Origin of the sequence: Bradyrhizobium sp. 61, assembly GCF_023073075.1 — a bacterium.
GTDB lineage: Bacteria > Pseudomonadota > Alphaproteobacteria > Rhizobiales > Xanthobacteraceae > Bradyrhizobium > Bradyrhizobium barranii.
The window spans coordinates 18,611-37,357 of record NZ_JADPIU010000072.1; the positions used below are offsets into that span (position 1 = coordinate 18,611).

General features: G+C 65.6%; 17 protein-coding genes. 15 read left to right on the forward strand and 2 right to left on the reverse strand.

What is annotated here, in order from left to right; all coding sequences use genetic code 11:
- Positions 1-56 precede the first annotated feature (56 nt).
- The 6 genes from pgsA to IVB46_RS27440 all read left to right on the forward strand — a co-directional run bounded on the left by pgsA (position 57) and on the right by IVB46_RS27440 (position 4,192).
- Positions 57-674, forward strand: a complete 618-nt coding sequence (gene pgsA / locus IVB46_RS27415) for a CDP-diacylglycerol--glycerol-3-phosphate 3-phosphatidyltransferase (protein WP_014491974.1) — start codon at positions 57-59, stop codon at positions 672-674.
- On the forward strand, positions 671-922 hold the full coding sequence (moaD, locus tag IVB46_RS27420) for a molybdopterin converting factor subunit 1 (protein ID WP_247315479.1): 252 nt from the start codon (positions 671-673) through the stop codon (positions 920-922). The genes pgsA and moaD overlap by 4 nt, the downstream gene beginning before the upstream one ends.
- A 3-nt stretch (positions 923-925) precedes the next feature.
- Positions 926-1,423, forward strand: a complete 498-nt coding sequence (locus IVB46_RS27425; protein ID WP_247343854.1) for a molybdenum cofactor biosynthesis protein MoaE — start codon at positions 926-928, stop codon at positions 1,421-1,423.
- Positions 1,423-2,382 carry a 50S ribosomal protein L3 N(5)-glutamine methyltransferase gene (prmB, locus tag IVB46_RS27430; RefSeq protein ID WP_247315482.1) on the forward strand — a complete coding sequence of 320 codons (960 nt, stop codon included), beginning with the start codon at positions 1,423-1,425 and terminating at the stop codon, positions 2,380-2,382. Before IVB46_RS27425 ends, prmB begins: the two co-directional genes overlap by 1 nt.
- Before the next feature lie 90 nt (positions 2,383-2,472).
- Complete coding sequence (locus IVB46_RS27435) at positions 2,473-3,060, forward strand: phage holin family protein (protein ID WP_247315483.1); 588 nt, start codon at positions 2,473-2,475, stop codon at positions 3,058-3,060.
- A gap of 1 nt (position 3,061) precedes the next feature.
- Positions 3,062-4,192, forward strand: coding sequence for a YihY/virulence factor BrkB family protein (locus IVB46_RS27440; protein ID WP_085403345.1), 1,131 nt, complete (start codon positions 3,062-3,064; stop codon positions 4,190-4,192).
- 49 nt (positions 4,193-4,241) lie between these two features.
- On the opposite strand, the gene IVB46_RS27445 is transcribed toward IVB46_RS27440, so the two are convergent.
- On the reverse strand, positions 4,242-5,081 hold the full coding sequence (locus tag IVB46_RS27445) for a class I SAM-dependent methyltransferase (protein WP_063985583.1): 840 nt from the start codon (positions 5,079-5,081) through the stop codon (positions 4,242-4,244).
- 120 nt (positions 5,082-5,201) lie between these two features.
- On the opposite strand from IVB46_RS27445, the gene IVB46_RS27450 reads away from it, so the two are divergent.
- From IVB46_RS27450 to IVB46_RS27460, 3 genes are all read left to right on the forward strand, one after another.
- On the forward strand, positions 5,202-6,764 hold the full coding sequence (locus tag IVB46_RS27450) for a winged helix-turn-helix domain-containing protein (RefSeq protein ID WP_247315485.1): 1,563 nt from the start codon (positions 5,202-5,204) through the stop codon (positions 6,762-6,764).
- Positions 6,765-6,994: 230 nt separating this feature from the next.
- Entirely contained in the window at positions 6,995-8,467 is a 1,473-nt protein-coding gene (locus IVB46_RS27455) for an EAL domain-containing protein (RefSeq protein WP_247315488.1), read from the forward strand.
- A gap of 15 nt (positions 8,468-8,482) precedes the next feature.
- Positions 8,483-9,337 carry a TIGR01459 family HAD-type hydrolase gene (locus IVB46_RS27460; RefSeq protein WP_014491965.1) on the forward strand — a complete coding sequence of 285 codons (855 nt, stop codon included), beginning with the start codon at positions 8,483-8,485 and terminating at the stop codon, positions 9,335-9,337.
- 209 nt (positions 9,338-9,546) lie between these two features.
- On the opposite strand, the gene IVB46_RS27465 is transcribed toward IVB46_RS27460, so the two are convergent.
- Positions 9,547-9,942 carry a response regulator gene (locus IVB46_RS27465; protein ID WP_007596883.1) on the reverse strand — a complete coding sequence of 132 codons (396 nt, stop codon included), beginning with the start codon at positions 9,940-9,942 and terminating at the stop codon, positions 9,547-9,549.
- Positions 9,943-10,172: 230 nt separating this feature from the next.
- Here IVB46_RS27465 and IVB46_RS27470 point away from each other — a divergent pair, with 230 nt between their 5' ends.
- The 6 genes from IVB46_RS27470 to IVB46_RS27495 all read left to right on the forward strand — a co-directional run bounded on the left by IVB46_RS27470 (position 10,173) and on the right by IVB46_RS27495 (position 18,658).
- A complete protein-coding gene (locus tag IVB46_RS27470) occupies positions 10,173-11,144 on the forward strand; it encodes a bifunctional riboflavin kinase/FAD synthetase (RefSeq protein ID WP_208084509.1) in 972 nt (323 codons plus the stop codon).
- Between the two features lie 218 nt (positions 11,145-11,362).
- The gene (gene ileS, locus IVB46_RS27475) at positions 11,363-14,362 is read left to right on the forward strand and encodes an isoleucine--tRNA ligase (RefSeq protein ID WP_247315492.1); all 3,000 of its coding nucleotides are present in this window, start codon (positions 11,363-11,365) and stop codon (positions 14,360-14,362) included.
- A 9-nt stretch (positions 14,363-14,371) separates the two neighbouring features.
- On the forward strand, positions 14,372-14,866 hold the full coding sequence (gene lspA, locus IVB46_RS27480) for a signal peptidase II (protein ID WP_247315494.1): 495 nt from the start codon (positions 14,372-14,374) through the stop codon (positions 14,864-14,866).
- 106 nt (positions 14,867-14,972) lie between these two features.
- Entirely contained in the window at positions 14,973-15,695 is a 723-nt protein-coding gene (locus tag IVB46_RS27485) for a hypothetical protein (RefSeq protein ID WP_247315884.1), read from the forward strand.
- 207 nt (positions 15,696-15,902) lie between these two features.
- Positions 15,903-17,294 carry a pitrilysin family protein gene (locus tag IVB46_RS27490; RefSeq protein ID WP_247315887.1) on the forward strand — a complete coding sequence of 464 codons (1,392 nt, stop codon included), beginning with the start codon at positions 15,903-15,905 and terminating at the stop codon, positions 17,292-17,294.
- Complete coding sequence (locus IVB46_RS27495; RefSeq protein ID WP_247315496.1) at positions 17,291-18,658, forward strand: pitrilysin family protein; 1,368 nt, start codon at positions 17,291-17,293, stop codon at positions 18,656-18,658. Before IVB46_RS27490 ends, IVB46_RS27495 begins: the two co-directional genes overlap by 4 nt.
- Positions 18,659-18,747 lie beyond the last annotated feature (89 nt).

The following is an 18,747-nucleotide window of genomic DNA, read 5'->3' on the forward strand; positions in this document are numbered from 1 at the left end:
CTCATTTGGGGAGCGGGACGGTTGACCTTCAGGCACGAGCGGTATTGGTAGGACGGATGAACATCGCCACGACACGAGGGACGACCAGCCGCGCGATGTCCCTCCCGAACATCCTGACTTATGGCCGGATCGCCGCGATCCCGGTCGTGGTCGGGTGCATCTATGCGCAGTCGATTCTGGATCAGCCGCTGTGGCTGCGCTGGGTCGCGGTCGCCATCTTCATCGCGGCAGCAGTGACCGATTACCTCGACGGCTATTACGCGCGGATCTGGAATCAGCAATCGGCGTTCGGCCGGATGCTCGATCCGATCGCCGACAAGCTGCTGGTCGCCTCCTGCCTGCTGATGCTGGCCGCCGACGGCATCATCCATGGCTGGTCGCTATGGGCCGCCATCGTGATCCTGTGCCGCGAGATCCTGGTCTCGGGCCTGCGCGAATATCTCGCGGCGTTGCGGGTGAGCGTTCCCGTGACAAAGCTTGCGAAGTGGAAGACGACCGTTCAGCTCATCGCCATCGGCTTCCTGCTCGCTGGCCCGGCCGGCGACGAGGTGGTGCCCGTGGTCTCGATGATCGGGCTGGCGCTGCTCTGGGCCTCGGCGATCCTCACCATTTACACCGGCTACGACTATTTCCGCGCCGGCATCCATCACCTCATCAAGGAGGATGAGGCATGAAGGTGAAGTACTTCGCCTGGGTGCGCGAGCGCGTCGGCAAGACCGAGGAGACCATCGAGCCGCCGGCGACCGTGCGCACCGTCGAGGAGCTGATCGCCTGGCTGTCCGGCCAGAGCGAGGCCTATGCCTACGCCTTCGAGAAGCCGAAGGTGATCCGCACCGCGATCGATCATGCCCACGTCAAATCGGACGCCGTGATCGCGGGCGCCCGCGAGATCGCGTTTTTCCCGCCGATGACCGGCGGCTAGGCCATGACCTCCCCCGTCACCGCCTCTCCCGTCACCCCCTGCCCCGTCACCATCCGCATCCAGCAGGACGATTTCGACATCGCGCGCGAGATCGCGATCCTGACCGGGAGCCGCACCGACATCGGCGCGGTCGTGAGCTTTTCCGGCATCTGCCGCGGCGACGAGAACAGCGCGAAGATCGCCGCCCTCACGCTCGAACATTATCCCGGCATGGCGGAAGAAGAGATCAAGCGCCATGCCGACGAAGCTACATCGCGCTGGCCGCTGAACGGCGTCACCATCATTCATCGCGTCGGGCGGTTCATGCCCGGGCAGAATATCGTGCTGGTGCTCACGGCCTCGCAACATCGCCAGGCGGCGTTCCAGGCGGCCGAGTTCCTGATGGACTATCTCAAGACCAGCGCGCCGTTCTGGAAGAAGGAAGAGAGCGCCACCGGCACCGGCTGGGTCGAAGCCCACGCCCGTGACGACGAGGCCGCCGCACGCTGGACCCGATCCTGATGGCAAGAGCATCCAAGAAGACCACGCGCGGCCGCGCCGCGCCAAAGCTCGCGAAGGTCGGCCGCGGCGAGTTGCTCACGCTGATCGATTTCGTGCGCTACGCCGTGAGCCGCTTCACCGAGGCGAAGCTCGCCTTCGCCCATGGTACGACCGACCCGGTCGCGGAAGCAGCCTTCCTGGTCTGCGAAGCCCTGCATCTGCATCCCGACCAGTTCGAGATCTTTGCCCATGCCTGCGTCACGTCGGCGGAAGGCAAGACCATCGTCGACCTCATCCATCAGCGCGTCACCACGCGCAAACCGACCGCCTATCTCGTCAACAAGATCTACATGCGCGGCCTGCCCTTCTATGTCGACGAGCGCGTCATCGTTCCGCGCTCCTTCATCGGCGAGCTGCTGGAGTCGCATTTCGGCGGCGACGGCGAGGCGGGCTCGCTGATCGACGACCCCACGGCCGTCGAACGCGTGCTCGATCTCTGCACGGGCTCGGGATGTCTCGCCATCCTCGCCGCGCATCATTTCCCGAATGCCACCGTTGATGCCGTCGACATCTCCAAGGGCGCGCTCGAAGTCGCCACGCGAAATGTCGGCGAATTCGGGCTCGATGACCGGATCAGCCTGCATCGCGGCGACCTGTTCGCCCCGCTCGGCGACAACAGATACGACCTCATCATCACCAATCCGCCTTACGTCGATGCGGAAGGCATGGCCGCCCTGCCGCCGGAATGCCGGGCCGAACCAAAGCTCGCCTTTGACGGCGGCCCCGACGGTCTCGACGTGGTGCGCCGGATCCTGCGCGATGCGCCCGATCACCTGACGCCGGATGGCGGCTTGATCTGCGAGATCGGCCGCGGCCGCGACCTGGTCGACGAGGCCTTTCCGGAACTGCCGCTGCTCTGGCTCGACACCGAGGAGTCCGAGGGCGAGGTGTTCTGGATCGCGGCCGCCGATCTCGGCTGATCCGTCCCGGCAGCCGCGCTCCGCGCGGAACAAGTCAAATTCCGCCACGTTCATCCCCCGACGATTTTTTCGTTCTCGGAGGATGTCCGCATGCTCGCGCCATCGGGCGAATTGCTGCGCGCCGGCATGGCGCTCAAGATCAATCATCTCAAGCGCGCCGCGCGATCGTACTTGCGCGACCGCACCAATCAGGCCACGGGCCGCGCGACGTCCTATGCGGTCGCGGCAGGACTGTTCGCAATGGCCGGGCTGTTCCTGATCGCCACCCTCTTTGTCGGCCTGATCGCCCTTTATCGTTGGGTCGCAATCACCCAGGGACAATTCTGGGGCTTTGGTGCCGTCGCGGCCGTGCTCCTGGTGCTGGCCGTAGCCTGCGCCGGCGTGGCTCAGGCTCAAATGAAGCGTCGGGACAAGCCGATCGTGCCGCTTGCCAGCCGTATGCGCGTCGCGATCGCCACCCCGCGGATCCCGCGCGGAACGGTCAAGCAGGCGGTGAAAGAGGTCGCAACGACGATTCCGCTGGTGTCGCTCGCACCGGGCGAACGTGGCCGTGGCGGCAACGCCGTGTCGGCTCGGACCAACCGGCCCGTGCAGCTGGGTCTGATGCTCGCAGCCGTCGGGCTGCTGGGCTTCACGGCCGCACGGCGGCGGCGGCACGGCCACAGATTGGACGCTTGAAATGCGCGCGCGGCGCACCGAGCACCTCGACAGTTGGTTGCTGGTCGCCGCCACGGCCGTCTTCGTGCTGTCCGCGGAACGCTACTTTCAGGAGTCCGGCCCCATCCGGCCGGGGCCTCCGCAAGACCATCGCAATAATGAAGCAAACTCGCCGGAAACGAGCCCGGCCGGCGCGGCGATGCAGCTTGGCCACGGCCGGCACGCGAAAAGCCCTTTCGCGATCCCGTGGGCGGGCTGGAAAGACATCTTCTGGCGCACCTATCAGCGCATCGACGACGATCGCCTGCTCGCGACTGCGGGCGGCGTCGTCTTCTTCGGGCTGCTCGCGGTCTTTCCCGCCGTGACCGCGCTGGTCTCATCCTACGGCCTGTTCGCGGATCCCTCGACGATCAGTTCCAACCTGCATTCGCTCGCGATGCTGCTGCCCGAGGGCGCGTTCCAGATCGTCGAGGACCAGGTTACGCGCGTGGTGTCCAACGGCAATACCGCCCTGGGTGTCACCTTCCTGTTTGGCCTCTTGCTCGCGATCTGGAGCGCCAATGCGGGCGTCAAAGCCATCTTCGATGCCCTCAACGTCGCCTATGAGGAGCGCGAAAAGCGCAGCTTCGTCCGGCTGAACACGGTGTCGTTGGCTTTCACCGTCGGCGGCATCGCGGCGTTGCTGCTGATGGTGGGCACCGTGGTCGCCTTCCCGCTCGCGCTCAACCATCTCGGCATCGCGCCGGAAAGCAGGCTGATCGTCGCTCTCGCGCGATGGCCGGTGCTGTTCGTCATCCTGCTGGCAGCGCTTGCCGTCCTCTATCGCTTCGCGCCCAGCCGCGACGCGCCGCGCTGGCAATGGCTGAGCCTCGGCGCGGTGACGGCCGCCATCCTCTGGATCGCCGGCTCGGCGCTCCTGTCCTGGTATCTCTCGGAATTCGCCAATTACAACGCGACCTACGGCTCGCTCGGCGCGGCGATCGGCTTGATGATGTGGATGTGGATGTCGGCGATCGTCATCATGTTCGGGGCCGAGCTGAACTCGGAGATCGAGCGGCAGACCCTTCGGGATACGACCACCGGACCGCCCAAGCCGCTCGGCACCCGGCAGGCCGTCTCGGCCGACACGGTCGGCGCAGCCGCGCCATCGTGATTGCCGGCGGTCAGGCCGGGGCTCGGCCTGACCGGATCACGACGGCAATTCAGCGCTTGCTGATCACGACCTCCAGATACTCGCTATGCACCACCACCGTACCGTCGTCGGCACGGTTGAATTCGCCGAGCAGCGCCATGAGATCGCGCCGCAGCGCGGCCTGGCCGGTCTCCTCCAGCGCCACGAACGCTTTCAGCATCGGCCCGTAATAGGATTTGAAAACCTCGAGCCAGTGCTCCGGCGAGCGATAGCGGAAGGCGAACATGCGCGGCTCGGCGGCGATCTCGGAGGCTTGGCTGCCGAACATCTCCTCAAGCCGTGCCGGCGTGCCCCACAAGGCCGGCGACTTCACGCCCGCTGGCGGCGGCAAGTGCCTGCCGATGGTCTTGAAGAGCTGACCGATGAAGCCCTGGGGCGTCCAGTTGGCGAGGCCGATCTTGCCGCCGGACTTGCAGACCCGCGCGAGCTCGGACGCCGCCTTGTCCTGATCCGGCGTGAACATGACACCGAAGGTCGAGAGCACGACGTCGTAGCTGGCATCCGCAAACGGCAGCGCTTCGGCATCCGCTTCACGGAATTCGACCATCAGATGCTCCGCCGCGGCCCGTTCGCGTCCCCGCTTGAGCAACGCTGGAACATAATCGGTCGATGTGACGTCGCACCAGCGCCGCGCGGCGGCCAGCGTCGCATTGCCGTTGCCGGCGGCGACATCAAGCACCTTGCTGCCGGCGCGCAAGTCGAGCGCCTCGCAGAGTTGCTCGCCGACGATCTGCAAGGTGGTGCCGACAATGGCATAGTCGCCGGATGACCAGGCGCTGTGCTGGCGCTGCTTGACGGCGGCGAGATCTGGTTGGGCGAGGGCCGGCTTGAGCGCGGCGGATGTCGACATGGCAATTCTCCTGCGGTTGAAGACGCCGGGACGATAGGGCGCATGCGGCTCGCTGGCCTTGAGAGTGGCGTTATTTTACGCTGAGAACACCTTGATTTCCCCGCGCGAGCCGAGGGCGGCGTGACATTTCATTTCGAGGATTTCGTGCTCGACCCCGCGCGCCGCGAATTGCGGCGGGCGGAGACGCTCGTCGCGCTCGAGCCCCAGGTGTTCGATCTCCTGCTTTATCTGGTCCGCAACCGCGAGCGTGTGGTGACGCGGGACAACATGCTCGACGCGATCTGGAATGGCCGCGTCGTCTCGGAATCGACGCTGACCAGCCGGATCAACGCGGCGCGGCGCGCGGTCAATGACAATGGCGAAGATCAGCGGCTGATCCGCACAGTCGCGCGCAAGGGCGTGCGGTTCGTCGGCGAAGTGACCGAACGCTCCGCCGCAGCCTCATCGTCGGCGCCGGGCAAGCCGCCCGACCCAACACCGACGGAATTGCCACTGCCCGATCGTCCCGCAATTGCCGTCCTGCCCTTCACCAACATGAGCGGCGAGGCCGAGCAGGATTATTTCTCCGACGGCATCAGCGAGGACATCATCACCGCGCTGTCGAAGCTGCGCTGGTTCTTCGTGATCGCGCGCAACTCGTCCTTCATCTACAAGGGCCGCACGGTTCACCTGCGGCAGGTCGCCGAGGAGCTCGGCGTGCGCTACGTCGTCGAGGGCAGCGTCCGCAAGGAGGGCGATCGCGTCCGCATCACCGCGCAGCTCAACGATGTCGCCACCGGCAGCCATCTCTGGGCCGAACGCTACGACCGCGAGCTCGCCGACGTCTTCGCCGTACAGGACGAGATCACCGAACGCATCGTCGCCGCGATCGAGCCGCAGCTCTATGCCGCGGAGAATTTTCGCGCCGAGCGCAAGCCGCCCGACAGCCTGGACGCCTGGGACCTTCTGATGCGCGCCCTCTCCCATTACTGGCGCGTGACGCGGCAGGACCACGTCGCGGCGCGAGCCCTGCTCGAAAAGGCCATCGCGCTCGATCCGAACTACGGCAAGGCACTTGGGCTGCTCGGCACCAGCTACATGTTCACGGCGCATATGGGCTGGATGGAGATGGCCGCGGCGCTGCCGGTGGCCGAGCGCGCAGCGCGGGCCGCGATCCGCGCCGACGACCAGGATGCCTGGGCGCATAACGCGCTCGGCCATGTCGATCTGTTCGCACGCCGGTTCGAGGATTCGCTTGCCGAATTCGAGACCGCGCTACGGCTCAATCCGAACTTTGCGCTGGCGCAGGGCTATTATGGCCTGACGCTTAGCTATTGCGGCCGCTGGCGGGATGCCGACGACGCCGCGCGGCGGGCGATCCGCCTCAGCCCGCGCGACCCCTATGCACCCGTCTATTTCGGCATCGCCGCCTTTGCCCGCTTCCTCGGCAGGGACTATGCGGAAGCGATCCGGCTCGCACAGGAGGCCCTGCGCCAGCGCAGTGACTTCGTCGGCGGGCACCGGGTGCTGACCGCGGCCGCGGCGATGGCCGGGCAAACCGAGACCGCCCGCGCGGCGCTGAAGGAACTCCAGCGTGCCCAGCCCAACGTCTCGCTCGCCTGGATCGCCGAGTTCATGCCGATCAAGCTCGCCGCCGACCGCGAGCACTACCTCGAAGGCTTTCGCCGGGCCGGCCTGACCTAGACTGTCTGGGCATGATCTCCGCGACAAACGCGTTCCGCGTTTGTCGCGAGGGAAAACCGTTGCACACTTTCCGGATCATGCTCCGGCGCCGCGAACAGGCCGCTATCCCCTCGAATCAACAATGATGTTAAGGTCGCCTTGCTTAGGGGAGCATGAGGCGTGACGGGTTCGCACACTGACCCGTGTTTTCCCGGATGAGGCAGTCAGCTCTTTGAGGCGTAACGCGCGGCATGATTCGCATTTCGACGATCTTCATCGCCATCTGCATGGTTCTGGTCGCGGCCTCGCTCGGGCTTGTCCTCTACTCGGTCGCCGGCATCAGCGGAACCGAATCCGCCATCGTGGCGCTGACCGCGCTGACCTTCCTGATCCTCTACAACGCGGTCTCGATGCGGCTGCGCGACCGCAGTGACGTCGGCGGCCAGATCGCCGACCTCTCGCGCGGCACCGCCGACCTCGCCCGCCAGGTCGCCGAGTTCGGCCGCCGGCTCGCGGCGATGGAGGGGCGCATCGCCTCGGCCAATTCGACCAACTCCGACCGCATCCAGTCAGTGGTCGGCGAGATCAACGAGCTCGGTGGGCTGGTCAGGCAGCTCGCCACCACCGTGTCAGCCCATGAAGACCTCTTGGCCGGGGCCGCACCGACACCCGCCCCCGCTCCGGTCGCCCGGCCAGAGCCGGAGGCGCCGCTCGACCTGATTGCGGCCTTCGAGGAGCGGCCGGCCGCCCCTCCGCCGCTGCCCGCACCGCCGCCGCGGCCAACACCGGCGATCCAGAGCCAGGCCGCCGTTCCGGTTCAGACGGCCAATGGCCGCAACCCGACCCAGTTACTGGCGACACTGCGCAACGCCATCGACGAGAACCGCATCGACATCTTCCTCCAGCCGATGGTGACGCTGCCGCAGCGCAAGGTGCGGTTCTACGAAGCCGTGACGCGCCTGCGCGACGAGCGCGACCAGCTGATCGCCGCCGAGGAATTCATCAGCATCGCCGAAGCCTCGGGTCTGATCGGACGCATCGACAACATGGTGATGCTGCGCTGTGTGCAGGTGCTGCGGCGCCTGATGGTGCGCAACAAGGATGTCGGCGTGTTCTGCAACGTCGCGGCCTCCACGCTCGGCAATTCCACCACCTTCGCGCAGTGCCTCGACTTCCTCGAAGCCAACCGGGCGCTGGCGCCCTCGCTGGTGCTGGAGTTCAAGCAGTCGACCTTCCGCAATCTCGGCCCGGTCGAGACCGAGAACCTCGCGGCGCTCGCCCAGCGCGGTTTCCGCTTCTCGATCGACCATGTCACTGACCTCAGGATCGAGCCGCGCGAGCTCGCCGATCGCGGCGTGCGCTTCATCAAGGTGCCGGCGTCCCTCCTGCTCGACCCCAGGCAGGCCTCGACCTCGGACATCCACCCTTCCGACCTCTCCGACCTGCTCGGCCGCTTCGGCATCGACCTGATCGCCGAACGGATCGAGGGCGAGCGCGCAGTGGTCGATTTGCTCGACTTTGACGTGCGGTTCGGTCAGGGGTTCCTGTTCGCGCCGCCCCGGCCATTGCGGCCTGAAGGGGCATCTGCTACCGGCGGGGCCTCGCCGAACCCGCAGGAAATTCAGGGATCCAATGGCTCCGCTTCTCCCAGCCCAGGCGCCACGTCTTCAGCGCCTCCAGCCCAACGTATCACCGGCAACGCGGCGCTCGCGCGCCGGATTTGATCGGCCGCACGCATCATGACCACGCTGCATTTCGCCGAAAGCCTGCGCGAGCTCGTGGGCGGCGTTGACGTTGTGCTCAGCGACATCTGGGGCGTGGTTCACAATGGCCTGGAATCCTTCCCCGAGGCCTGCGAGGCGCTGCACACCTATCGCAGCCGCGGCGGTACGGTGATCCTGATCACCAATGCCCCGCGCCCGGCCGACTCTGTCCAACGGCAATTGCGCAAGCTCGGCGTCGCGGACGAGACCTATGACGCGATCGTCTCGTCGGGCGACCTGACGCGGCTCTATGTCGCCGAGCATCCCGGCCGCAAGATGTTCTGGCTCGGACCCGAGCGCGACAACTCGATCTATCGCGGCCTTGATGCGACAACCGCGCCGCTGGAAGAAGCCGACTACATCGTCTGCACCGGCCTCTATGACGACGAGACCGAGACGGCGGAAGACTATCGCGGCATGATGCTGAAGGCGCGCGAGCGCAAGCTGACGCTGGTCTGCGCCAATCCCGACATCGTGGTGGAGCGCGGCGACCGGCTGATCTATTGCGCCGGCGCGATCGCGGAACTCTATCGCGAACTCGGCGGCGAGGTGATCTTCTACGGCAAGCCGCATCGCCCGATCTACGAGCGTGCGATGATGCTCGCCGGCGAACGCCAGGGTCACATGATCGACCGGAAAAAGGTGCTGGCGATCGGCGATTCCGTCCGCACGGACCTCACCGGCGCGCGCGAATTCGGCATCGACTGCCTGTTCGTCACCCGCGGCATCCATGCCGAGGAGTTCGAGGGCCTCGACCAGCTCGACCCGAAATCGGTGATGGAGTTGTTCGGCCACCCGCCGAAGGCGCTGATGCGCGAATTGAAGTGGTGACGGCTGCGGCTTGAACCGACGCCGGCTTAGACGAATTGCTAAGCCCCAATCGTCGTCATGGCCCGGCTTAGCCGGCCGAAGGACGGCGTCGCTTCCGCGCACCTATGCGCCGACCATCCACGCCTCTGGCATCCACAAACACGGATGCCCGGGACAAGCCCGGGCACGACGTTCCAAAATGGAAGATTATTGTCCGGCGAAGAGCGCGCTTACGCGCTCGCCATGTCCGGGAAGACCGCTTCGATCTTGGTCTTCAGCGTCGCCGCGTTGAACGGCTTGACGATGTAGTTGTTCACGCCGGCCTTCTTGGCCGCGATCACGTTCTCGGTCTTCGATTCCGCGGTGATCATGATGAAAGGCGTGGTGGCGAGGTTCGGATCGGCGCGCACTTCGCGCAGCAGGTCGTAACCCGTCATCGGCTCCATGTTCCAATCGGAAATCACGAGCCCGTACTTCTTGCCACGCATCTTGTTCAGCGCCGCCGAACCGTCGCTTGCATCATCGATATTCTCGAAGCCAAGCTGCTTCAGGAGATTCCTGATGATACGGATCATGGTGCTGTAGTCATCAACCACCAGAACCGACATCGACAAATCAACCGCCATCTCGACTCCCCCAACGCAAACCCAGGAAATATTACGATCGGACCCACCGGAGCCGGAGCCCCGCTGTTCCACATTTCAAGGACTAGCACCAAGGCGTTAAACAGCGCGTTAACTGGGGGCGCCTCCGAAGGACTGAAATCACGTTCATGCGGCCGCTCCCCCTGCCGCTTGACTTCGTCCGGCCGGTCAAGCCACGGTCCGCAGGTCCTGCCGCTTCGAGAATTCCCCTGATGGTCCCGCATTTTACCGTTATCCGCGACACAACGCCGGATTCCGCGATTTTGAGGGGCGCCGTGGTCGCCATGGGCAATTTCGACGGCGTTCATCTTGGTCATCGCGCGGTGATCGCAGCCGCCCTGGAAATGGGCCGGGCGCATGGCCACCCTGCGCTGGCATTGACCTTCGAGCCGCATCCACGCCGGTTTTTCAGCCCGAACACCCCGCAATTCCGCCTGACGGACGAGCCGGCCAAGTTGCGGCTTTTAGCCGGCACCGGGCTCGCCGGCGCCGTGGTCATGACCTTCGACAAGGCCAGGGCCGGGACCAGCGCGCAAGACTTCATTCACCATGACCTGATCGGACGCCTCGGCGTCAGCGGCATCGCGGTCGGCTACGACTTCCATTTCGGCAAGGGTCGCGTCGGCTCGCCGAGCCTCCTGGTCAACGAGGCGCCTCGACTCGGCATCGAGGTTGACGTGCAGGCCCATGTCGACATCGACGAGCGGCCGGTCTCCTCCAGCGCCATCCGGATCGCGCTCGCCGAGGGCCTCATCGACGAGGCCACCACCATGCTGGGCGCGCCCTGGTTCATCACCGGCGAGGTGATCCACGGCGAGAAGCGCGGCCGCGACCTCGGCTATCCCACCGCCAACATCCGCCTCGATGCCAATTGCGGCCTCAAGCACGGCATCTATGCGGTGCGGGTCGGCCGCGGCGCCGAGCGGCTGGACGGGGTGGCAAGCTTCGGCCGCCGTCCGACCTTTGATAATGGCGCGCCGCTGCTGGAAATCTTCCTGTTCGACTTCAAGGGCGACCTCTACGGACAAGCGCTCGACTGCGCCTTCGTCGGCTTCATCCGCGAGGAGCTGAAATTCGACAGCCTGGAGGCCCTGATCCGCCAGATGGACGACGATTCCGCCCGCGCCCGCGCCGTGCTGGCCGCCGCCCCGGACGCGTTTCCGCGGCTTGGCGTGATCGATTGAGGCCCAAATCCGGCCCGCCGAACCTTTTGCGCTTCTACCTTTTGCGCTTCCCTTGGGCCCCTGCTATGGAGAGCCCATGTTTGCGCGGCGCATCATAGGGATTAGCGGCCCGGCTTCCGCCTGAGCCTGAAGGCTCGGCGCAAGACCGGGATTTCGTCGTTTCACCCCGCGATTCCAGTCGCTATCCGTTTCCGCGCCCTTCCGAGCCAGTCAGCCCCATGTCCGAAAAGCCGCAAAAGTCCGACGCCAAAGACTATTCCAAGACCCTTTATTTGCCGCAGACGGATTTCCCGATGCGCGCCGGCCTGCCGCAGCGCGAACCGGAACTGCTGAAGTATTGGAACGACATCGGCCTCTACGACAAGCTGCGCCGGGAAGCCCAGGGCCGCGCCAAATTCGTGCTGCATGACGGCCCGCCCTACGCCAACGGCAACATCCATATCGGGCACGCGCTGAACAAGATCCTCAAGGACGTCGTGACCAAGAGCCAGCAGATGCTCGGCTTCGACTCCAACTACGTGCCGGGCTGGGACTGCCACGGCCTGCCGATCGAATGGAAGATCGAGGAGGAGAACTACCGCAAGAAGGGCAAGCAGAAGCCCGATTTCCGCGACTCCGCCGCGATGGTGGCGTTCCGCAAGGAATGCCGCGCCTACGCGACGCACTGGATCAACGTGCAGCGCGAGGAGTTCAAGCGGCTCGGCATCATCGGCGACTGGGATCATCCCTATCAGACGATGAGCTATCCGGCCGAAGCGCAGATCGCCCGCGAGCTGATGAAGTTCGCGGCTAACGGCACGCTGTATCGCGGCTCCAAGCCGGTGATGTGGAGCGTGGTCGAGAAGACCGCGCTTGCGGAAGCCGAGGTCGAGTACGAGGACTACACCTCCGACATGGTGTGGGTGAAGTTTCCCGTCACGTCACCGGCGCATGGCGCACTCGCCAGTGCCTCCGTCGTGATCTGGACCACCACGCCCTGGACGCTGCCCGGCAACCGCGCGATCTCGTTCTCGCCGAAGATCGCCTACGGCCTTTATAAGGTGACGGATGCGCCCGCCGACAACTGGGCCAAGACCGGCGATCTGCTGATCCTGGCCGATGCGCTCGCCGCAGAGGTGTTCAAGCAGGCGCGCGTCACGTCCTATGAGAAGGTGCGCGACATTCCCGGCGACACGCTGGACGCCGTGGAATGCGCCCATCCCCTGCGCGGGTTCGGTGGCGGTTACGAGTTCATCGTGCCGCTGCTCGCCGGCGAGCATGTCACCGACGACACCGGCACCGGCTTCGTGCACACCGCGCCGAGCCACGGCCGCGAGGACTTCGACGTCTGGACGGCCAACACCCGCGAGCTCGATGCGCGCGGCATCCCGACCGCGATCCCCTACACCGTCGACGAGAACGGCGCCTACACCGCGCAGGCCCCCGGCTTCACCGGCAAGCGCGTGCTCAACGACAAGGGCGAGAAGGGCGATGCCAACGAGGCCGTGATCAAGGCTCTGATCGAAGGCGGCAAGCTGCTCGCACGCGGCCGCCTCAAGCATCAATATCCGCACTCCTGGCGCTCGAAGAAGCCGGTGATCTTCCGCAACACGCCGCAATGGTTCATCGCGATGGACAAGGACATCAGCGATGACGGCCATGCGAAGAAGGGCGACACGCTGCGCGCCCGCGCGCTGCACGCGATCTCGGTCACGCAATGGGTGCCGCCGTCGGGCGAGAACCGTATCAACGGCATGATCGCCAATCGCCCGGACTGGGTGATCTCGCGCCAGCGCGCCTGGGGCGTGCCGATCGCCGTGTTCGTGCGCGAGAAGAGCGACGGCTCGGCCGAGATCCTGCAGGACGAGATCGTCAACCAGCGCATCGCCGAAGCCTTCATGGAGGAAGGCGCCGACGCCTGGTACATGGACGGCGCCCGCGAGCGCTTCCTCGGGTCCCGCGCGAGCGAGGACTGGAAGAAGGTCGACGACATCTGCGACGTCTGGTTCGATTCGGGCTCCACGCACGCCTTCGTGCTCGAGGATCGCCAGAATTTCCCGCAGCTCGGCAACATCGTCCGCAAGATCGACGGCGGCAACGACACCGTGATGTATCTGGAAGGCAGCGACCAGCATCGCGGCTGGTTTCATTCCTCGCTGCTGGAAAGCGCAGGCACGCGGGGCCGCGCGCCCTACGACGTCGTGCTCACCCACGGCTTCACGCTCGACGAGAACGGCCGCAAGATGTCGAAGTCGCTCGGCAACACCGTCGAGCCGCAGAAGGTGATCAAGGATTCGGGCGCGGACATCCTGCGCCTGTGGGTCTGCGCCACCGACTATGCCGACGACCAGCGCATCGGCCCGGAGATCCTGAAGAACACCATCGAGACCTATCGCAAGCTGCGCAACTCGATCCGCTGGATGCTCGGTACGCTGCATCACTTCAAGGCGAGCGAGAAGGTCGCCTATGCCGAGATGCCCGAGCTCGAGCGGCTGATGCTGCACGAACTGGCCGGCCATGCCGAAACCGTTCGCAAGGCCTATGCCGCCTTCGACTACAAGACCGTGGTCGCGAGCTTGGCAGCCTTCATGAACTCCGAGCTGTCGGCGTTCTACTTCGATATCCGCAAGGACACGCTCTATTGCGACCCGCCGTCCTCGGCGGCGCGCAAGGCCGCGCTCACCACGATCGACCTGTTGTGCGATGCCCTCCTGAAATGGCTTGCGCCGATCCTGAGCTTCACGACCGATGAAGCCTGGCGCATGTTCCGGCCGAACGCGGAGCCTTCCGTCCATCTGACCCTGTTTCCCGAAGGCATCGAGACGCTCCGCGACGACAGGCTCGCCGCGAAGTGGGAGACCATCCGCAACGTCCGCCGCGTCGTCACCGGCGCGCTGGAGCTTGAGCGCGCCGCCAAGAACATCGGCTCGTCGCTCGAGGCCTCACCGGCGATCTATGTCGCCGACCGCGACATGCTGGCGACGCTGTTCGACACCGATCTCGCCGAGGTCTGCATCACCTCGAACTACGAGGTGCGTGAGGGCGAGGCGCCTGCGGGCGCGTTCCGTCTCGATGCGGTGCCCGGCGTCGCGGTCGTCGTCGAGAAGGCGGTCGGCACCAAATGCGCCCGCTCCTGGAAGATCTCGCCCATGGTCGGTGAAGACCCTGAATACCCCGACGTCACCCCGCGCGACGCCCAGGCGCTGCGCGAATGGAAGGCGCTGGGGGTGGGGGTCTGATCCCCGGCCATGACCCCGCTTCGCGCCGGCATCCTCGCGGCCCTGGTCACGCTGGTGGCCGACCAGGCCTCAAAGCTGTGGCTCCTGAACGTGTTCGACCTTGCCCGCCGTGGCGTGGTGAAGGTGATGCCGTTCTTCGACCTGGTGCTGGCCTGGAACATCGGCATCAGCTTCGGCTGGCTCCAGAACGACGGCCAGTCGGCGCAGATCGCGCTGATGGCGGTCAAGGTCGTCGCTGTCGTCGCCCTGGCGATCTGGATGGCCCGCTCGCACACCCTGCTCGCCACGGTCGCACTCGGGCTGATCATCGGCGGCGCGATCGGCAACGGCATCGACCGCTTCGCCTACGGCGCGGTGGTCGATTTCGCCCTGTTCCACATCGAGATCGCCGGAAATACCTATAATTGGTATGTGTTTAACCTCGCGGACGTGGCCATCGTTGTCGGGGTGGCGGCGCTATTGTATGATTCCTTCCTGGGGGTACCCGCCGCAAAAGCGCCCTGATCCCGGCCGATACGGACCGGCAGGTGGAACCCTGCTTTTTGCGAGGATTGGCCGCGTGCGAGCGGCAAAGTGCAGCAATCTGCCACAATATGGAACAGGTACAGTGATGCGCAGCTTCGAGACCAGCGGTTCGATGGTTCGAGACCCCAAAGCAGGGTTCTGGCGGGCGTTGAAATTGTCCGCGGTCGTGCTCGGCATCGGCCTCGTCATGTCGGCAGGCCCGGTCCGTGCCGGTGACGACGACGATGATGATGACGGGATGACCTTCGAAGAGAAGATCATCGACAATCTGATGTCCGGCATCGGTGCCAAGAGCATGGAAAAGCCCGGCATCGAATACCGCGAGCGCTCGCCGCTCGTCGTGCCGCCCAAGCTCGACCTGCCGCCTCCGGCAACCCAGGCCAAGAATGCTCCGAACTGGCCGAAGGACCCCGAAGAGAAGCGCCGCAAGGAAGCCATCGCAGCGCGCAAGAAGGCGACCAAGGCGACGGAGAACTGGCAGGCGGCCCAACCGCTGACGCCCGCCGAGATGAAGGCCGGCGAGGTCGCCGCAGCCCCCCGCACCAGCAACGATCCGATCCAGCCGGGCACCAACGGCAACCCGTCGCTCAGCCCCACCGAGCTCGGTTACGCCGGTGGTCTCTGGAACATGATGAAGGGCGGCAACAGCTCCGAAGAGAAGAAATTCACCAGCGAGCCGCCGCGCTCGTCGCTGGTCGAGCCGCCGCCGGGCTACCAGACGCCGTCCCCGAACTACGCCTATGGCGCCGGGCCGGACAAGTCGCGCCGGACCTATTTCGACATCATGTCGGGCAAGGAAAAGGAATAATAGCGCTCCTGCCCCACCGCGACATCCTGACAGGCGCATCCTGGCACCGGCGGCTTACGCACGCCGGACGCAGTCTGCATATTGCTTATCAGTAACTTGCCAGCGCGTTGAGTTCTCTGCTTCGTGACGCGAAGCCTCAGCCGCACGGTGTAGCATGCCGTGCCTCCGAGCCGGACATCCGGGTTCGGCCTTTTCATAAGGATTATGATGTCCTCTTACCGATCGGCCGCCTGCCTCCTTGCCGCGCTGCTTTCGACGAGTGTCCTCTCAGCCAGCGCCGCCCTCGCCCAGACCACGGTGACATCGGCCCCGCCCGCCAGCTTCACGCTCGCCAACGGCATGCAGGTCGTGGTGATCCCGGACCACCGCACGCCCGTGGTCACGGAGATGATCTGGTACAAGGTCGGCTCGGCCGACGAGACCCCGGGCAAGTCCGGGCTCGCGCACTTCCTCGAACATCTGATGTTCAAGGGCACCTCGAAGCATCCGGTCGGCGAATTCTCCCAGACCGTGCTCCGCGTCGGCGGCAACGAGAACGCCTCGACCTCGGTCGACTACACCAACTACTACCAGCGCGTGCCGAAAGAGCAGCTGCCGACCATGATGGAGTTCGAGGCCGATCGCATGACCGGCCTGATCCTCAAGGACGAGAACGTGCTGCCCGAGCGCGACGTCGTGCTCGAAGAGTACAACATGCGGGTCGCCAACAATCCGGACGCGCGGCTCAACGAGCAGATCATGGCCGCGCTCTATCTCAACCATCCCTACGGCCGGCCGGTGATCGGCTGGCACCAGGAGATCGAGAAGCTCGACCGCGAGGATGCGCTCGCCTTCTACCGCCGCTTCTACGCGCCGAACAACGCGATCCTCGTGATCGCCGGCGACGTGGAAGCCGCCGACATCCGCCCGCTGGTCGAGCGGAATTTCGGCTCCATTCCGGCCCAGCCCGCGATCCCGGAGCGCCGCATCCGTCCGCAGGAGCCGGAGCCGGCGGCGCCGCGCACGGTCACGCTGGCCGACCCGCGCGTCGAGCAGCCGAGCCTGCGCCGCTACTATCTCGTACCGTCGGCGACGACCGCCGCCGCAGGTGAAAGCGCCGCCCTCGACGTGCTGGCGCAGCTGATGGGCAGCGGCAGCAATTCCTATCTCTACCGCGCGCTCGTGGTCGACAAGCCGCTCGCGGTGTCCGCCAGCGCCAGCTATTCGAGCATCTCGCTCGACCCGACCCAGTTCGCGATCTCGGCCTCGCCGAAATCGGGCGTCAGCTTTGCCGATGTCGAGCAAGTGGTCGACGGCGTCATCGCCGACATCGCACAGAACCCGATCCGCGCCGAGGACCTCGAGCGGGTCAAGACCCAGCTCATTGCGGAAGCGATCTACGCCCAGGACAACCAGGCGGTGCTGGCGCGCTGGTATGGCGGCGCGCTGACCACGGGCCTCTCGATCGAGGACATCAGGAGCTGGCCCGACCGCATTCGCGCGGTCACCGCCGAGCAGGTTCGCACCGTCGCGCAGAAATGGCTCGAGAAGAAGCGCTCGGTGACTGGCTATCTGATCAAGGACACCAGTGCCGCCAAGCGCGAGGAGAAGCGTTCGTGACCTATCCCTTCCTTCGACGTGTTGCATTCTCGCTTGCCACCGGCGCGGCACTCGCGCTGGCTACGGTCTCGCCGTCACAGGCGGCTGCAAAAATCCAGCACCTGACTTCGCCGGGCGGCGTCGAAGCCTGGTTCGTACAGGATGCGACGGTGCCGCTGATCGCCATGGAATATTCCTTTGCCGGCGGCTCGGCGCAGGATCCCAAGGACAAGTCCGGCGTCGCCAATCTGGTCGGCGATCTCCTCGACGAAGGCTCCGGCGATCTCGACTCCAAGACCTTCCATGAGCGGCTCGACCGCCGCGCTATCGAGCTCTCCTTCAGCGCCACCCGCGATACGTTCCGCGGCAGCCTGCGGATGCTGCGCGACAACAAGGACGAAGCCTTCGACCTGCTCAGGAGCGCGCTGACCTCGCCGCATTTCGACACCGCCGACGTCGAGCGCATTCGCTCACAGGTGATCTCGGGCCTGCGCCGCGAGACCACCAATCCGTCGTCGCTGGCGAGCCGCAAGTTCCTGGAGGTCGCGTTCGGCGACCATCCCTATGGCCGGCAGACCAATGGCACGCTGGACAGCGTGCCGACCATCACGGTCGCCGACATGAAGGATTATGTCGGCCGCGTGATTGCGAAGGACGGGCTGAAGATCGCGGTGGTCGGCGACGTCGATCCGGCCACCCTCGGCAAGCTGCTCGACCACACTTTTGGTAGCCTGCCCGCAAAAGCCAATCTCACGCCGGTCGCCGACGTCGAGGCGGCAAAACCGCCGCAGCGCGCCTTCGTGCCGCTCGACGTGCCGCAGACCGTCATCACCTTCGGCGGCCCCGGCGTGAAGCGCAACGATCCGAACTTCATGGCCGCCTATGTCGTCAACCACATCCTGGGCGGCGGCGGATTGTCCTCCCGGCTCTATCGCGAGGTGCGCGAGAAGCGCGGGCTGGCTTATTCCGTGTTCGAATCGCTGCTCTGGATGGAGCATTCGGCGGTCTTCATCGGTAACACCGGCACGCGCGCCGACCGGGCCGGCGACACCATCGACGCCATCGACAAGGAAGTGCGCCGCATCGCCGAGGAGGGCCCGACGCAGAAGGAGCTCGACGAAGCCAAGTCCTACCTCAAGGGCTCGCAGATGCTGGCGCTGGATACCTCCTCGAAGCTCGCGCAGGCGCTGCTGCAATACCAGCAGGACAAGCTGCCGATCGACTATATCGAGAAGCGCAACGCCATCGTCGATGCGGTGACACTGGACGACGCCAAGGCGGCCGCCAAGCGCCTCTGGAGCCAGGGCCTCCTGACCGTGGTCGTCGGCCGCGCCCCACAGGCCGCCGCGCAACCGGCCGCGGCACCGGCGACGAAGTCGAACTGACGTCCCCTGACCTTTCCTGAAATGGCCGGGCTCGCCCGGCCATTTGCGTTTCCAGGATGCGCCATTGCCGAACGTGGACGTCCGCGATA

Coding starts and splice junctions, on each gene's coding strand:
- pgsA (WP_014491974.1), top strand. CDS start 57: ATGAACATCGCCACGACACGAGGGACGACCAGCCGCGCGATGTCCCTC.
- moaD (WP_247315479.1), top strand. CDS start 671: ATGAAGGTGAAGTACTTCGCCTGGGTGCGCGAGCGCGTCGGCAAGACC.
- IVB46_RS27425 (WP_247343854.1), top strand. CDS start 926: ATGACCTCCCCCGTCACCGCCTCTCCCGTCACCCCCTGCCCCGTCACC.
- prmB (WP_247315482.1), top strand. CDS start 1,423: ATGGCAAGAGCATCCAAGAAGACCACGCGCGGCCGCGCCGCGCCAAAG.
- IVB46_RS27435 (WP_247315483.1), top strand. CDS start 2,473: ATGCTCGCGCCATCGGGCGAATTGCTGCGCGCCGGCATGGCGCTCAAG.
- IVB46_RS27440 (WP_085403345.1), top strand. CDS start 3,062: ATGCGCGCGCGGCGCACCGAGCACCTCGACAGTTGGTTGCTGGTCGCC.
- IVB46_RS27445 (WP_063985583.1), bottom strand. CDS start 5,081: ATGTCGACATCCGCCGCGCTCAAGCCGGCCCTCGCCCAACCAGATCTC.
- IVB46_RS27455 (WP_247315488.1), top strand. CDS start 6,995: ATGATTCGCATTTCGACGATCTTCATCGCCATCTGCATGGTTCTGGTC.
- IVB46_RS27460 (WP_014491965.1), top strand. CDS start 8,483: ATGACCACGCTGCATTTCGCCGAAAGCCTGCGCGAGCTCGTGGGCGGC.
- IVB46_RS27465 (WP_007596883.1), bottom strand. CDS start 9,942: ATGGCGGTTGATTTGTCGATGTCGGTTCTGGTGGTTGATGACTACAGC.
- IVB46_RS27470 (WP_208084509.1), top strand. CDS start 10,173: ATGGTCCCGCATTTTACCGTTATCCGCGACACAACGCCGGATTCCGCG.
- ileS (WP_247315492.1), top strand. CDS start 11,363: ATGTCCGAAAAGCCGCAAAAGTCCGACGCCAAAGACTATTCCAAGACC.
- lspA (WP_247315494.1), top strand. CDS start 14,372: ATGACCCCGCTTCGCGCCGGCATCCTCGCGGCCCTGGTCACGCTGGTG.
- IVB46_RS27485 (WP_247315884.1), top strand. CDS start 14,973: ATGCGCAGCTTCGAGACCAGCGGTTCGATGGTTCGAGACCCCAAAGCA.
- IVB46_RS27490 (WP_247315887.1), top strand. CDS start 15,903: ATGTCCTCTTACCGATCGGCCGCCTGCCTCCTTGCCGCGCTGCTTTCG.